This is a genomic window from Pararobbsia alpina (assembly GCF_902859895.1).
Taxonomy (GTDB): Bacteria; Pseudomonadota; Gammaproteobacteria; order Burkholderiales; family Burkholderiaceae; genus Pararobbsia; species Pararobbsia alpina.
In genome coordinates, this window is record NZ_CADIKM010000004.1 from 115,410 (window position 1) to 128,924 (window position 13,515).

Genomic DNA, 13,515 nt, shown 5'->3' on the forward strand with positions numbered 1-13,515 from the left:
GAATCGCATCGGGCCGACTCGATGAGACGGGCTCACCGGCTAAGGCGTGATTCAAATCCGTTACGTTTTTGCACCGAACCCGCCGCAATGCCACGCCCAGCCCCGCACAAGCGCCTGCCATGGGACCTGGAACGGATCGTGCATCTGATCGCATGAGACGATCCACCAGGGGAAAGAATCATGACTATGCAAGCTCAACCCAATCAGGACGAAGAGCAAAAATTCCGTTCGATGCTCGATAAGCTGCTCGACTTCCCGCGCTGGACCTCGAAGCAGCAACTCGAGTTGGAAATGGCCCGCGATGCGGCGAACACCATGTTGCACGCGGCCGAATCGATGCGCCACGGCGCGCCCGATACCCTTGCAGCGCTGCGGGTATTGCGGCTCGCGAAAGCCGTCGACTATGTGCTGACTGCCCTGGCTGCCCAGCGCGACATCCGTCCAGCCACGCTGCGCGCCGTGTTCAATCTGGCGGGTCTGCCTGTCGATCCGGCCTACGGTCGTTGAGAAAGGTGACGTCCTCCCCTACTTGAAGGAAGGGAATTCCCACTTCAAGGTGCCGTATCTATCCGTGGGTCGCGGCTGCTGGTTTCCATCCCCGCACGCGCGTCGCTTCGAAATGGACCTCGCCCGGAATGCCGGTGGGTGCCGCATGCAGACGCATACCATCAGGCAGCATCGGCGATTTCGGCATATGGGAGCTGACCATCTTCGCGAGCAATGCCCACAACACCGGGTTCTTCACCGCGAAGTGGTACGGGCGCCGCCGTCGCACGGTATGGATGGCGGATGGGCCATGTCGGCACTGCCGTCGCCCGAGTTCACCTGGATGGGTATGGCCGTCATTCGCCGACGCCCGGCGGCGCGGCGGCGGACGCGCAAACGCGCGGCACGCGGGGTCATCACTTCGTACTGGGTGCAGTGCTCGAACAAGAGGCTGAACTCGTCATCCCCCACCTTGAGGTTGACGGTCGGCACGAGTGGAAACGCGCTCGTCTTGTTGAGTTCGTCAATATAGTTGCAGGCAGCTGATGTTTGCGCGAACGCGCGCGAGCGTCGCCGCTGTTCGCCGCGAGCCGCATTGCGACGCTGTTCACGCAACGATAGCCATGCCAATGCCGTACAGGCGATCGCCAGGATCGCTAGAAATTCCGCCATGCAAGCCTCCGCTGACCGTCGAAACGACTCGTCGAAGCGGGATGCTATCGGGTGGATTCAACTTTTTATGTGCTGTTCCGAACATCCCATCGCGTTCGGAAAGCAACTCTTCAGACAAAACTCAATCTTGCGCGCTGCCCTGTCCGGCGCCGACGTTCGCGGACTCCGAGACCGGTCGAACCCGACATCATGTGCGCAAGCGCACAAGCCGTGTATCGCTTTCGAAACATCTCCGGCAAACGCCTAGTGCGGTCCCTCGCTTCATGGCTCATCGGGATCCGCTCGACTCGATCACGCTCACGGGTCTGTACGAGCGCAAGTAACGCACACGAGGGAGCCAAACCCGGAGCTTCGCTACAATGTCGGCTTTGCCGCACTCTCCCGCCCATTCATGCTCCATCCCGACGGACTTCCGACGCCGCGCCGCTACTGGGCGTTGCTCGCGCTTGCGCTAGGCACCTCGCTCGCCGTACTCGATGGCGCCATTGCCAATATCGCCTTGCCCACCATCGGGAAGGTACTCCAGTCCGATCCGGCCACCTCCGTCTGGGTGGTCAATGCCTATCAGATGGCGATCATGATCTCGCTGCTGCCACTCGCGTCGCTCGCCGAACGGGTCGGCTATCGGCGCGTCTTTCTCAGCGGTCTCGTGCTCTTCACGGCGGCTTCGCTCGCCTGCGCGCTGTCGACGAGCCTTGGCACACTGATCGCCGCGCGGGTGATCCAGGGGTTCGGCGCGGCCGGCCTGATGAGCGTCAATATCGCGGTATTGCGAATGATCTTTCCGGTCAGGCAGCTGGGCCACGGCGTCGCGATCAATGCAAGCATCGTCGCGGTCGCCTCGGCGATCGGACCGACCATGGCCTCGGGGATTCTAGCGATCGCGAGCTGGAACTGGCTGTTCGCGGTCAACGTGCCGATCGGCATCGCCGCATTCGCGGTCGGCCTGCGCGCGCTGCCGAACAACGAACTGCACAACCGCCCCTATGACTATTTGAGTGCCGTGCTCAATGCACTGACTTTCGGGCTGGCGATTCTTGCCGTCGACGGTCTCGGCCATCGCGGCGGACAAGTCTGGGTCGTCGCCGAATTCCTTGGGGCGATCGTCATCGGCATCATCTTCGTGCGACGCCAGCTCTCGCAAGCCGCCCCGCTGCTGCCGGTCGACCTGCTGCGCATTCCGCCGTTCGCGATGGCGATCGGCACCTCGGTCTGCGCGTTCATTTCGCAGATGCTGGCCTTTGTGTCCCTGCCCTTCTATCTGCAAGACGCGCTCGGCCGCTCACAGGTCGAGACCGGACTGCTGATGACACCGTGGCCGCTGACGATCGTCGTGATCGCGCCGCTCGCGGGTTATCTGTCGGGCCGCATCGCGGCGGGCATCCTCGGCGGCATCGGCCTGATCGCTTTCGCACTCGGCCTGCTGCTGCTTGCGACGTTGCCGGCCCATCCGTCGGCGTTCGACATCATCTGGCGCATGGCAATCTGCGGTTTCGGCTATGGCATGTTCCAGACGCCGAACAACCGCGCGATCCTCTCGTCGGCGCCGCGCGAACGCTCCGGCGGCGCAAGCGGCATGCTCGGCGCAGCGCGGCTGACCGGACAGACACTCGGCGCGGCATTCGTCGCGGTGATCTTCGGCGTGCTGCCCACGCACGGCACGACAGTCACGCTCGTGGTCGGTGCGGGCTTTTCCGCCTTGGCGGCCATCGTCAGCCTCGGCCGGCTCGCCAGCCGGCCTGTCGTGGCCGCTTGAGGCATTCAGCCCCAATGTTTCAACCGCTTATCGTTTTCGGCGAATCCGCGGTCCCCGCCATCATGCTCCAGTCCCCGCCCCGTATCAAACCGATCTTGGAATGAACCTTGCTTAATAGTGGCAGGTGATTTTTCCTGCCAAAGGGTGTGCCATTGGCTAAAGTGAAAGCAGCGGCGCAACACACTGGCGATCAGGCAGATTGATGTAAGCATACCGTCGCATGGAAACACACACTCCGCGGCGGCATCGGAAGTTTAGGCAGGTCACCTGAGTGCCCTGGGCTGTTCAATCCGGTAAGCGAGGCCACCATGAGCATATTTGCGTATCGCCGTCACCTGCGTTTCCTAAGTCATCAACAACGGCGCGTCTGGTGGGATCAACGCAAACGCCTGACGCCGCGCGTCAAAATCGGCGGCGCCTATGTGCCACCGAACGTGTCGCGCGCGTTCACCTACGTCAAGGTCGGTTGAGCACGTCGCACGAGGCGCGCAGACCGGCTCCCTCGCGCGATGTGGCCAGCGTCAGGCAGGTATGCCGATGCGCCGGCCCTTGGCGATTGACCTATCCGACCAGCCCATCGCTGTATCCGGAAAGGCGGCGCAGGCTGCTGATTGCCGCATGCGCGGCGCTGTGAAGACTCTCGGACCTGGGCGGCACGGCCGCCTTGGGGAGGGTGCTATTGGGCGCTCCCGCCGCCTCCATGCCTGAGTCCTCTGGAGCCGGGGCCACGACCGATTCGATCGGGTACCGGACGTGCAGGAACAGTGCGCTGGCCACCAGCACGAAGAACAACAGCCACTGTCGAATCTGGGATTTCGTTTTCATGACTGCCTCTCGATCGTTTTTTTATCGTGACGCGCCCGACGTTGTTCGATGTCACAAGCTGTGAGGCTGTGCCCGAGGTACGTCCGACTGTGTCACGCCTTGCCCCGTCTTCGTTCTGTCTTTGAGCTGGATTCCACCTGGCTCTTGAGACGCGCCACCTTTCCCGCCGGGGACGCAGTGAGAAGCAAGGTATGTGCCGATTCTCTCGAACCTGCTCGCAGGTCGGCGCGGGGGAAATGCGGGCGACAACGCTCCCGTGCTTTGCGCGTTGCGTCGCCATAGCTGCGCGGATGCGCTTGCAGTGGAAGACTTACCGGGGTGCTGTAACTTCGCGCCATCGACGATTCCGGACGTTCCGGCCGTATTCCGCCCTCGGCGCGACCAGCCTTTCGATTCGTAAGGCTAACGGGAAGGCGGAGAGCGCATTGCCCATCCGTCCCCCTCGGTATCGCAAGATGCGAATGCGAGCCGAGGGGATTCAGGCACGGTCGATGCATCGACAGAGCGTGCGGTGGTCGTCGGACCGGGTATGTCCGGGCTCTGACCGCGCGGGCCGCATCCACGGCCCGATTCCCCAGAAAAGGAGAACAGCGATGACGAATACCGTTTCCGTGCTCAATGACCTCATTGAAACCTCGAAGGACGGCGAGCAAGGGTTCTTGAAGGCAGCTGAGGATGCAAGCGATCCGAAGCTTAAAACGCTCTTCGCCGGACGCGCGGAAGAATGTGCGCGAGCGGTGCGTGAGTTACAGGCGCGCGTGGTCCAACTCGGCGGCAAGCCGGAAGACCGCGGTTCGGTCAGCGGCGCGCTGCATCGAGGCTGGGTCGACGTGAAGTCGGCACTCTCGAATCGGGATAACCATGCGATTCTCGCCGAATGCGAACGCGGTGAAGATGTCGCGAAGAAGCGCTATCGCGACGCGCTCGACAAGGACTTGCCGGCCGACATTCGCGCGCTGGTCGAGTTGCAGTTTCAGGGCGTCATTCAGAACCATGACCGCATCCGCGATCTGCGCGATCAGTACGCGGCACTGAAGTAAGGCTCCCCGACGTTTCGAAAGGGCAAAAAAGAAGCGACGCAAAAGCGTCGCTTCTCACTCCTGCCCGGGCACATGCCCGGCAGCCCGAACCGGCGCCTGAATCACGCGCCTGACGCGCCCGACAAGCTGTCGGGGCGCGCGGTTCACACCGCCAGTTGCCAGGTTTAGTTCGAACGAACCGTCAGCTTGTTCGACACCGACGTCACGCCCGCCACACCTTCAGCCGCCTTGCCAGCCAAATCAACCTGGCCTTGCTCAGGGACCGAACCCGTCAGCGTCACGACACCGCCGACAGCCTTCGTGTAGATGCGGGTCGGTTCGAGACCCTTCGTCTTGGCCAGGGCTTTACGTACGTTGCGTGCGAGCGCCTTGTTAGCCGCCTTTGAAGACGATGCGGCCGGGGCAGCCGGGGCAGTCGCGTCGCTTGCCTGTGCGTACACGTTCAACGCGAACACAACAGCGGCAACACCACCGAGCGCCTTCAGGAAATTCACAGATTTCATTCAATTTCTCCTTGTTTGTCATTAAAAAGCCAGTGCCCGCACGACCTCACTGAGGCGACCTACGCCGCCGCCCTAGAGAAGACGCGCCACACCGGTCAGGTGCCGATCGACAGTGTCGGCTCATCCTCGCCAGGCCGGTGCCTGACGTGAATGCGGTTGTCGATCTCGTGAACACCGGCACAGCGGTCCACGACATCTTCAATTGCATGCTGCATGAAACGATGCGGTACAAAACCTTCAAGAATCACGTTCGCATGCTCTACCGCAATCCGCACTTCCGAGATATCGAGCGACTCGGAATGCTTCAGGCGTCGTATCACCTCCGCCAGTATGTCGGCATCGGTCATGGCCAAAGCGGGGGATGGCGGCGCCGCGTCGTCGGCGCGCCTGGCACAGGATTCCTCAACGCTGGCAGCGTGCGGGACAACCGCGGCATGTGCGGTTTTCATCGGCGCGCTGCTGATGTCCGTCGGGGCCTGCTGGTCCTTTCCACCCCTCTGCTCCGATGTGTGCTGGACAATCTCCTGCGAGATTATGTTTTTACGGACTGGCGCGCCATCGGGACTTACCGCCTCATCGGGCAGCAGCTCTCCGGGCCGATGCGATTCCCGGTAACCCGGTTCGTGACTGCGTTCGAGGTCGCCGCGATTATGGTGCGGCCCGTCCCCGGGAATTTCGCCATAACCTCCGTCATGGTCTTCTGCCTCGGGCTCTGTCTCGCCGGGATTATAAATTTTACGCTGACGTTGCGAAGCGGTCATTACATACTCCTGTTATTTGCGTGGCCGCCGAACAACGCTCGCATATCGAGCATACTCCCAAGCACTCGCTATTAAGCATGCTTACCGAAAGCCCGCGCCGCGCTTTTAAAGCCGGCACCCCCGCGCAATTTTCCGAACTTCCTTGATGTATATGCCCGAAAGCGGGCGGCAACCTCGTCGCGACTAACCCCCACTGCATTCCGCCAATCGATTTCCGGCACCACCAGCCGAGTAAAACAGCAAGCTAGGGTAATCACGGAGCCGGCATCGCCGTATGCCAATCCACTCAAAGAATAGACCGATATTCCCGGCCCCGACAGAAAATCACGTGCCAGGCGGCGCAAGCGCAAACGACGCCCTGACGGATTACGCGCGGAGCCTTGACGGATAACCCGATCACTCGCGTCACTTCGCGGGCCGGCTTGTAAAAACTGCGTGCGCAAAGACTGGGCCCTCTCTGGCAATCCAGTGCAAGCGTCTGAATCGCGGGCGTTTACTGCCGCTGGTCTAAAGGTTGCTAAGAGTGGAGACCCTGACGTTTTTTCGCTGGAGCCGACCCGATGCATCCCACCGTTGAACTGCGCGCCAAACAAAGTCTGACGCTCACGCCTCGTTTGCAGCAATCGGTGCGGCTCTTGCAGCTGTCGTCGATGGAATTCGCGCAGGAGTTGCGCAATGCGCTCGATACGAATCCTTTTCTCGAATATGACGACGGACAGAATGCCGAGGAATCCGAAACGTCAATCGAAACCGACGAGCCGCATCTCGCCGAATCGGCAGGCGATGGAACCGGGCTGCTCGCAGCAGACACGCCGGGCGAAGTGTTGCCCGCCGCGGCCGATTCCTCGAGCGAGTTTGCTGCTGAACTCTCCCCCTATGAGAGCACGGCCGATTCGCAGGACATGCCGGCCGACGTTCTAGCCGACTCGCTCGCCGACAGCGCCGAGCCCGACGGGCTGAACAATGCCGATTTTCCGGTCGATCCGTATGCGCAGCGCTCGAACCGCAACGATGGCGAAGACAATGATCCGACCGAGTGGATCCGCGCAAAAGCCACCCTGCGCGAGCATCTTCACGAGTCGCTGCGCATGTGCCCGCTGTCGAGCCGCGACCGGATGGCCGCGCAGCTGATCGTCGAAGGTCTGGACGATGATGGCTATCTGCGCCAGTCGCTCGAAGAGCTCAGCGGACTTGTCGAGCTCGCCGAACTCGATCCGCCGTTCTCCGAAGCAGAACTGCATTGCGCGCTCACACTGGTCCAGCGCCTCGATGTGCCAGGGCTTGCTGCCCGTTCGCTTTCGGAATGCCTATCGCTGCAATTGCAGGCCTTGCCACCAGATACGGAAGGCCGCGACACCGCATTGACGATCGTCACGCATCATCTCGACCGGATGGCGCGCCGGGAACTCGCCGAACTGCAACGCCAGATCGGCGGCTCCGCCGACGAGATCCGCGTCGCCTGCTCGCTCATTCGGCGTCTCGATCCGCGCCCGGGCGACGCGTTCGGGCGGGACGAGAACAATTACATCGTCCCCGACGTGATCGTCCGGTCCGTGAAAAACCGCTGGGTCGTGCAAATCAACCCGGCTGTCCAGCCGCGCACGCGCATCCACCGCATGTATGCCGAGATGTTTGCGCAGTCAGGCGGCACGAGCCGTTCCCCGCTCGCTCAGCAACTGCAGGAAGCACGCTGGCTGATCCGCAACGCGCAACAGCGATTCACGACGATCCAGCGAGTCGCGGAATGCATCGTCGCCCATCAGAAGGCGTTCTTCGAGTATGGAGAGATCGCCCTCAAGCCGATGGTGCTGCGCGATGTCGCCGAGGAACTCGGTCTTCACGAATCGACGGTCTCACGCGCAACGGGCAACAAATACATGGCGACGCCGCGGGGCATTTTCGAGTTCAAGCATTTCTTCCCGCGCGAGCTCGGCACGGAAAGCGGCGGCACCTGTTCGTCCGCGGCGGTGCGCGCACTGCTCAAGGAAATGATCGCGGCGGAGAACACGACCTCCCCGCTGTCCGATGTCACGCTGGCCAAGCTGCTCGCCGACCAGGGCGTGATCGTCGCGCGTCGCACCGTTGCGAAGTATCGCCGCCTGATGAAAGTTCCACCCGCCGAAATGCGGCGCCAAAACGCTTAGCTTGGAGTGTCGGGACCCTGGACGCCTCAGGGCGATCGGTTACCGGCGCTGTTGCATTTTCGCCCTTTCCCGCCCTCGCAGCCTGCCGCTATACGCGGCAACCTCCGCGCCGAGCAGGAACACCGCCGACGAGTAGTAAAGCCACATGAGGATCACGGCGAGCGAGCCGGCCGCACCGAAGGCGTTGGCGGTACCGGCATGGGCAAGGTAAAGGGAGAACACGTTCTTCCCGCAGCCGAACAGCAGCGCCGCGGCGAACGCGCCGATCGTCGAGTCGCGCCATTCGAGCGGCGCATCGGGCAGGAACTTGAGCAGCGCGGAAAACGCGCAGATCAGCACCGCGAAACTCGTCAGATGCTGGGCCCAGTTCGCCAGTTCATATGACAGGCTTGTCTCACCCCACACCCAGCGCCCGAGCATGCTGACGACGGTATCGAGCACCTGGAGGACGACGACCAGAAAGCCGACGCCGATCACCAGACCGAACGATACGAGCCGGACCTTCACGAGCGAGATGATGCTCTGCGTCGGGGCGAAATTATCGGGAATCGGCCAGATGATGTTGAGCGCCGTGTTCAGCGAAGAGAATGTGGCCGATGCCCCGACCAGCACGGCAAACAGTGACAGCAGGGTGGTCCCGGTCGCGACATTCGCGTGCCGCGCATTCGCGACCATGGCCTGGATGCTCGCGGCCGCCTCGCTGCCGACCACGCCCTGGATCTGGTCGAACAGGCGCCCCTGGACGGCATCGGCGCCGTAGAAGAAGCTCGCGACCGCGATCACGATGACCAGCGTGGGGGCCAGCGAGAACGCCGTATAGAACGCGATCGCGGCGGCCGACGACGAGCCCCGATGGCCGGACCACGAGGACACGGGCTCGATGACCCATGCGGCCCAGCGCCGCAGGCGGGACGGCTCCAACAGATGGCGGATGTTCAAGATTCCGCTCCGGTTGCACGGCACCCGGCCACGCGGCCCGCAGGCGGAACCGGGCAGCCTGCTACGGCGCCCCCTCTCGCGACCGCTTCGCCGGTCGCTTCGGCATCCTGTTCAAGCGGCCTGTCAGGCGTCCTGTTCGGTGCCCAGTTCACGCTGATATTCAAGCCCCGCGGGACGCGCGCCACCCTGATTGTGATCGCCGTCATGCGGCGCCGCTGGATCGGACGGGTCCACACGCACCGCCGGCGGACGGCAACTCGCGGTATCGTCGGCAGGCGGAGTCTGAGCGGCGGGTGTCTGACTGGTTGGGTTCTGAGAGGAAGCAGGAACGTTGAGCGTCGGCATGATGGCCTCCTGTTCGATTTTCTCTTGGGGACATTCGGCATTAAGCATAGTCTCTTCTCGACGAAACGGCAGGGGGTAGATCCCGGCCATTGCAACCGCCCTCGCACGGTAACGCTTACGGACGATTTCCCAATTTTTACGAGACCCATCGACGCATACGACGTGGTGAGCAGACGGCACGCGATTGGGGAACCTGGCCCGGTCCGGCCGGCGGATCGCCGATCGGCGGCACATCAGGCGTGCCCGGCGGCGGTTCGCGCGTCGGCACGGGCGGCTCATCGGGTGGATCGAGCGGGGGCACCTCGGGCGGCACGGGGATCGGCGTGGGCGGCTCGGGACGGTGGAAGCCGTAGATGAGTGAATAGGTCATGGCGCTCTCCTGTCTTCCCGAAAGAACGCAAACCTCATGCCGCTTCGTCCTGACGCCCCACTCGGCGCCGTCCTGCACGTGACGCGATGGCCGTGCTGCAATCGGCACGGGCCCGCTTCAATGCCCCATTCGCGCGAGCGAAGTGCGGCCCCCTGCGCGTGCTGTCCCAGGGCACTGCATGAGGACTATGGTGCTGGATCGAGAGCATGGGTTCATCCACGCCCTGCCGATATCACGCGTCGAGATCGGCCTTCTCGCTGTTCGGGTCCGTGGCAGCCTCGGCTTTCGCGCTGTCGCCGTACTCGACCAGGCGGTTATAGAGCGTCTTGAGGCTGATGCCGAGAATCTCGGCCGCACGGGTCTTGACCCCGCCGCACTGCTCGAGCGTCGCGAGAATCAGCTGCTTGTCCGCTTCGGCCAGCGAAGTACCGAAGGGAATCGTGACCGAGGTACCGGGCGAAGGCTTGGACAGCGAGATCTGCAGCGGCACGGCGGCCGTGTTGATCGACTCGGCCCCGGCCATGATGTACGCGCGCTGGACATAGTTCTTGAGCTCGCGGACATTGCCCGGCCAGTTGTACGCGGCAAGCGCGTCCTTGCTTTCCGGGGGAAAGGTTTTGTTCGTCGTGTAACGCTGGTTCAGGTCGTCGAGAAAACCCTGCGCGAGCAGTTCGACATCCTTGCCGCGATCGCGCAGCGGCGGCAGGTGCAGCGGAAACACATTGAGCCGGTGATAGAGGTCGAGCCGCAGCTTGCCGTCGAGCACGGCCTCTTCGGGATCGCGATTGGTCGCGGCAACGAGCCGCACATCGGTCTCGATCTCCTTGGTCGTCCCCACGCGCATGAACACGCCAGTCTCGAGCACGCGCAGCAGCTTGACCTGCAGTTCGATCGGCATCTCGGTGATTTCGTCGAGGAACAGCGTGCCCCCGTTCGCGCGTTCGAAATAGCCTTTGTGCTGGCGATCCGCGCCCGTGAACGAACCGCGTTCATGGCCGAACATCTCGGACTCGATCAAGTTCGGAGAAATCGCGCCGCAATTGACCGCGACGAACGGATGCTTGCGCCGCAGGCTCAACTCATGGACCGTCTGGGCCGCGAGTTCCTTGCCCGTGCCCGATTCGCCGACGAGCAGCACCGATGCCGCGGTCGGTGCGACCCGGCTGATCTGGTCATAGACTTCTTGCATGGCCGTCGAGTTGCCGAGCATCAGGCCGAAACGGCCCATACGGCGCAACTCGCCGCGCAGATTGCCGATCTCGGCCTTGAGGTCGCCCGCGCGCGGAATGCGATTGACGATCGCCTTGACGCGCTGAAGGTTGATCGGCTTGACGAGATAGTCAGTGGCGCCCATCTTCAAGGCATTGACCGCACTCTCGACGGTCGCGTGTCCCGTGATCACGATCACTTCGACACCGGAGGGATCGAGATCCTCGAACAGGTCGACTCCGCTGCCATCGGGTAGCTTCAGATCGGTGAAAACGACCTCGGGCATCTGCCGCACGATCTGGATTCGGGCTTCGCGCAGATCGCCGGCAGTCACGCACGTGAGGCCGTCCTCGCGAATGACTTCCGCGAGCGCCTGACGTGTATTCGGATCGTCGTCGACAATCAGTGCATGTGGCATACGCATAAACCTGGTTGGGAAAGCGGACCGCACATCGCATCGCCGCAGCACGGCGAGTGGACTCGCGCCGCGCTTCACGATCAAAACGTGTGGAATCGCGTTTCGGATGCAGAAAATACCGAATCGGTACCTCGACGGTCGCTGCCGGCAACGCTTACCGGACGGCGACTGTGATCGGTTTGTGCATTTGATTATAGGGGGCTTACGCGCTAGGTGGAGCACTGCTGCGCGCATCAATCGCGGATCGCGATCAGGGCGGTCCCGCGTGCGCGCCTCGATGATGCGACGCGGCCGCGAGCAGCGGTGCCACCTGCCGGGCCAGGCGTAAGAAGCCGGCGCTGCGCAGTGACAGCCGCAACGCGCCCATCAACACGCTGCCGAACAGACGCCGCCCACGCACGAGCGCGAGCACGCCCACCGGCACCAGCGGCATCATCATCGGCGCGGCGGAGCGCGAGCGCTTGACGCCTCGGTCAAACGCGGCACGCAGGCGATCGATCTTGCGCACCGGTTCGAGAACGACCTCCAGCGCATCGATCACGTCGAGACGTCCGGCCGCGATCTTGCGCAGTACGCGTTCGCGGCGCTCAGCAAGCGTGCGTTCTTTCATTTGACTTGTTCCAGTGCGGCACGATCGCGCTCGAATTCGGCGAGGGTATGCGAGAACAAGGCAGTGGGCTCGTGCATCTTGCGCATGAAAAGTACGACCACCGTGGCTGAAATCACCGCGGCACCGATCGTCAGGCCACCAATCACACGCAAGCGGTAAGGCGTGTCCCAATACGCGGCAACCACCCAGAACGCACCGAACACGACGGTCAGGGCGACGAAGAAGGCCGCCGCCAGGGCAGACATCATCATCGCCATCACGCGCTCGCGTTCCTCGGCGATTTCGAGCCCCAGCAGCGCGAGGCGAGCGCTCGCCTGATCGATCAGGCCGACCGCGACATCCTTGACGGACTGTACGAAGCGGCTCATGGGGATCGTCCTCGCTTACCGCGCGGCCACCACGCCGAGCAGGATGCCGACGCCGACACCGATCCCGACGGCCTGCCACGGTTTGTCGTGCACATACTGGTCGGCATTGTCCGCGGCGACCTGATACTTCGCGCGAGCCGTGACCGAAGCGTCGGCCAGCGACGCCTTGGCATCGTCGAGCTGATTGCGCAGACGCGTACGCAGCACGTCAAGCTGCTCTCCGGACGCGCTGGCGGTCAGGCGCAACAGTTCCTCGGTATCGTCAACGAGGGTATGCAGATCGTCGGCAATCCTCTGACGGCCCAGCGACAATTGGGTGGAATGGTCGTTCATATCAAGACTCCTCATTGAGAAACTGACGGCGCGGCTAACGCCGCACCCCGTTCATCCGCGCCCGCAAGGCGGGCGAGCGCGGCATGTGCTGTTCGGCATGGCGGCGCGCAGCGCCAAGCCGTGTGCGCAGGAGCGCGCCCGTTGCGAGGACGCACGCCAGCGCGGCGAACAGATAGCCGGCGAGCGTCGTCACGGCGACCAGTGTCGCAGTGCCGGCCGCATAGCTGAGGACCCCGGCGGTGATCGCGATCACGAACGCCACGGCGGCCCAATAGAGCATCTCGAGCGCGGCGCCGTCGATCCGCTCGGCCTCGCGCGCGGGCCGCAGTGCGCCGCGCGATGAACAGGCGGGGCCCCTCCGGGCCAGCGCGGGCGACGACGATGCATGTCGCCAGGGGGAATGTAGATCGATCAAAGTCGGCCTCACGAAGCGCGCTATGCGGGCGAATCATATGTACGCCTCCTCGCAGCTTTCATGCCACGTGGTCCCGACCGACTCGAAAGCCAGGGCCGGCTCCCCTGGCGGCCCCGCCCGGAAGCGGGAGCCAAAGCCCGCTCCGACCCCACGCAGGGGCGACTCGATGAACTGCCGCGGCCCCTTCATCGCGTCCCTCGAACCCGCTCGACGCTCCATGCGAGGCCCCATTGAGCCCTGGCGCGTAAGTCTTACGGTTCGCAATGTAATTTGGCCGGCCGTGCCGCTACACGGTGTGGCCGGTCTGTACCGCGTTACTGT

At 63.3% G+C, this 13,515-nt stretch carries 17 protein-coding genes; 5 read left to right on the forward strand and 12 right to left on the reverse strand.

All coding sequences use genetic code 11. From position 1 onward, the window contains the following. Positions 1 to 186: 186 nt before the first annotated feature. Positions 187 to 507: a DNA-binding protein gene (locus HV670_RS06290; protein ID WP_175104086.1), complete on the forward strand. Its 321-nt coding sequence runs from the start codon at positions 187 to 189 to the stop codon at positions 505 to 507. Between the two features lie 234 nt (positions 508 to 741). Here the strand turns inward: HV670_RS06290 and HV670_RS06295 are convergent, their stop codons facing one another. Continuing rightward, positions 742 to 1,158: a hypothetical protein gene (locus tag HV670_RS06295; protein WP_175103811.1), complete on the reverse strand. Its 417-nt coding sequence runs from the start codon at positions 1,156 to 1,158 to the stop codon at positions 742 to 744. 391 nt (positions 1,159 to 1,549) lie between these two features. Here HV670_RS06295 and HV670_RS06300 point away from each other — a divergent pair, with 391 nt between their 5' ends. Then, the gene (locus tag HV670_RS06300; protein WP_175103812.1) at positions 1,550 to 2,914 is read left to right on the forward strand and encodes an MFS transporter; all 1,365 of its coding nucleotides are present in this window, start codon (positions 1,550 to 1,552) and stop codon (positions 2,912 to 2,914) included. Positions 2,915 to 3,222: 308 nt separating this feature from the next. Then, positions 3,223 to 3,384, forward strand: a complete 162-nt coding sequence (locus HV670_RS06305; protein WP_175103814.1) for a hypothetical protein — start codon at positions 3,223 to 3,225, stop codon at positions 3,382 to 3,384. A gap of 91 nt (positions 3,385 to 3,475) precedes the next feature. On the opposite strand, the gene HV670_RS06310 is transcribed toward HV670_RS06305, so the two are convergent. Next, complete coding sequence (locus HV670_RS06310) at positions 3,476 to 3,739, reverse strand: hypothetical protein (protein WP_175103816.1); 264 nt, start codon at positions 3,737 to 3,739, stop codon at positions 3,476 to 3,478. 593 nt (positions 3,740 to 4,332) lie between these two features. Between HV670_RS06310 and HV670_RS06315 the strand changes: the two genes are divergently transcribed. Beyond that, positions 4,333 to 4,779, forward strand: a complete 447-nt coding sequence (locus HV670_RS06315; RefSeq protein WP_175103817.1) for a PA2169 family four-helix-bundle protein — start codon at positions 4,333 to 4,335, stop codon at positions 4,777 to 4,779. A gap of 164 nt (positions 4,780 to 4,943) precedes the next feature. Here HV670_RS06315 and HV670_RS06320 read toward each other — a convergent pair whose 3' ends face one another. Then, positions 4,944 to 5,282 carry a BON domain-containing protein gene (locus tag HV670_RS06320; protein WP_175103819.1) on the reverse strand — a complete coding sequence of 113 codons (339 nt, stop codon included), beginning with the start codon at positions 5,280 to 5,282 and terminating at the stop codon, positions 4,944 to 4,946. A 95-nt stretch (positions 5,283 to 5,377) separates the two neighbouring features. Beyond that, positions 5,378 to 6,043 carry a BON domain-containing protein gene (locus HV670_RS06325; RefSeq protein WP_175103821.1) on the reverse strand — a complete coding sequence of 222 codons (666 nt, stop codon included), beginning with the start codon at positions 6,041 to 6,043 and terminating at the stop codon, positions 5,378 to 5,380. A gap of 560 nt (positions 6,044 to 6,603) precedes the next feature. Here HV670_RS06325 and HV670_RS06330 point away from each other — a divergent pair. Beyond that, positions 6,604 to 8,187: an RNA polymerase factor sigma-54 gene (locus tag HV670_RS06330; RefSeq protein WP_175103822.1), complete on the forward strand. Its 1,584-nt coding sequence runs from the start codon at positions 6,604 to 6,606 to the stop codon at positions 8,185 to 8,187. Positions 8,188 to 8,226: 39 nt separating this feature from the next. Here HV670_RS06330 and HV670_RS06335 read toward each other — a convergent pair whose 3' ends face one another. From HV670_RS06335 to HV670_RS06370, 8 genes are all read right to left on the reverse strand, one after another. Then, positions 8,227 to 9,126, reverse strand: a complete 900-nt coding sequence (locus HV670_RS06335) for a YihY/virulence factor BrkB family protein (protein ID WP_246257068.1) — start codon at positions 9,124 to 9,126, stop codon at positions 8,227 to 8,229. Between the two features lie 123 nt (positions 9,127 to 9,249). Then, positions 9,250 to 9,471, reverse strand: coding sequence for a hypothetical protein (locus HV670_RS06340; RefSeq protein WP_175103826.1), 222 nt, complete (start codon positions 9,469 to 9,471; stop codon positions 9,250 to 9,252). A gap of 136 nt (positions 9,472 to 9,607) precedes the next feature. Further along, positions 9,608 to 9,841, reverse strand: a complete 234-nt coding sequence (locus HV670_RS06345; RefSeq protein WP_175103827.1) for a hypothetical protein — start codon at positions 9,839 to 9,841, stop codon at positions 9,608 to 9,610. Between the two features lie 232 nt (positions 9,842 to 10,073). Next, complete coding sequence (locus HV670_RS06350) at positions 10,074 to 11,468, reverse strand: sigma-54-dependent transcriptional regulator (protein WP_175103829.1); 1,395 nt, start codon at positions 11,466 to 11,468, stop codon at positions 10,074 to 10,076. 250 nt (positions 11,469 to 11,718) lie between these two features. Continuing rightward, on the reverse strand, positions 11,719 to 12,078 hold the full coding sequence (locus HV670_RS06355) for a hypothetical protein (RefSeq protein WP_175103830.1): 360 nt from the start codon (positions 12,076 to 12,078) through the stop codon (positions 11,719 to 11,721). After that, entirely contained in the window at positions 12,075 to 12,446 is a 372-nt protein-coding gene (locus HV670_RS06360) for a phage holin family protein (RefSeq protein ID WP_175103832.1), read from the reverse strand. Before HV670_RS06360 ends, HV670_RS06355 begins: the two co-directional genes overlap by 4 nt. Before the next feature lie 15 nt (positions 12,447 to 12,461). After that, positions 12,462 to 12,779 carry an ElaB/YgaM/YqjD family protein gene (locus HV670_RS06365; RefSeq protein WP_175103834.1) on the reverse strand — a complete coding sequence of 106 codons (318 nt, stop codon included), beginning with the start codon at positions 12,777 to 12,779 and terminating at the stop codon, positions 12,462 to 12,464. Positions 12,780 to 12,813: 34 nt separating this feature from the next. Continuing rightward, positions 12,814 to 13,194: a hypothetical protein gene (locus HV670_RS06370; RefSeq protein WP_175103836.1), complete on the reverse strand. Its 381-nt coding sequence runs from the start codon at positions 13,192 to 13,194 to the stop codon at positions 12,814 to 12,816. Positions 13,195 to 13,515 lie beyond the last annotated feature (321 nt).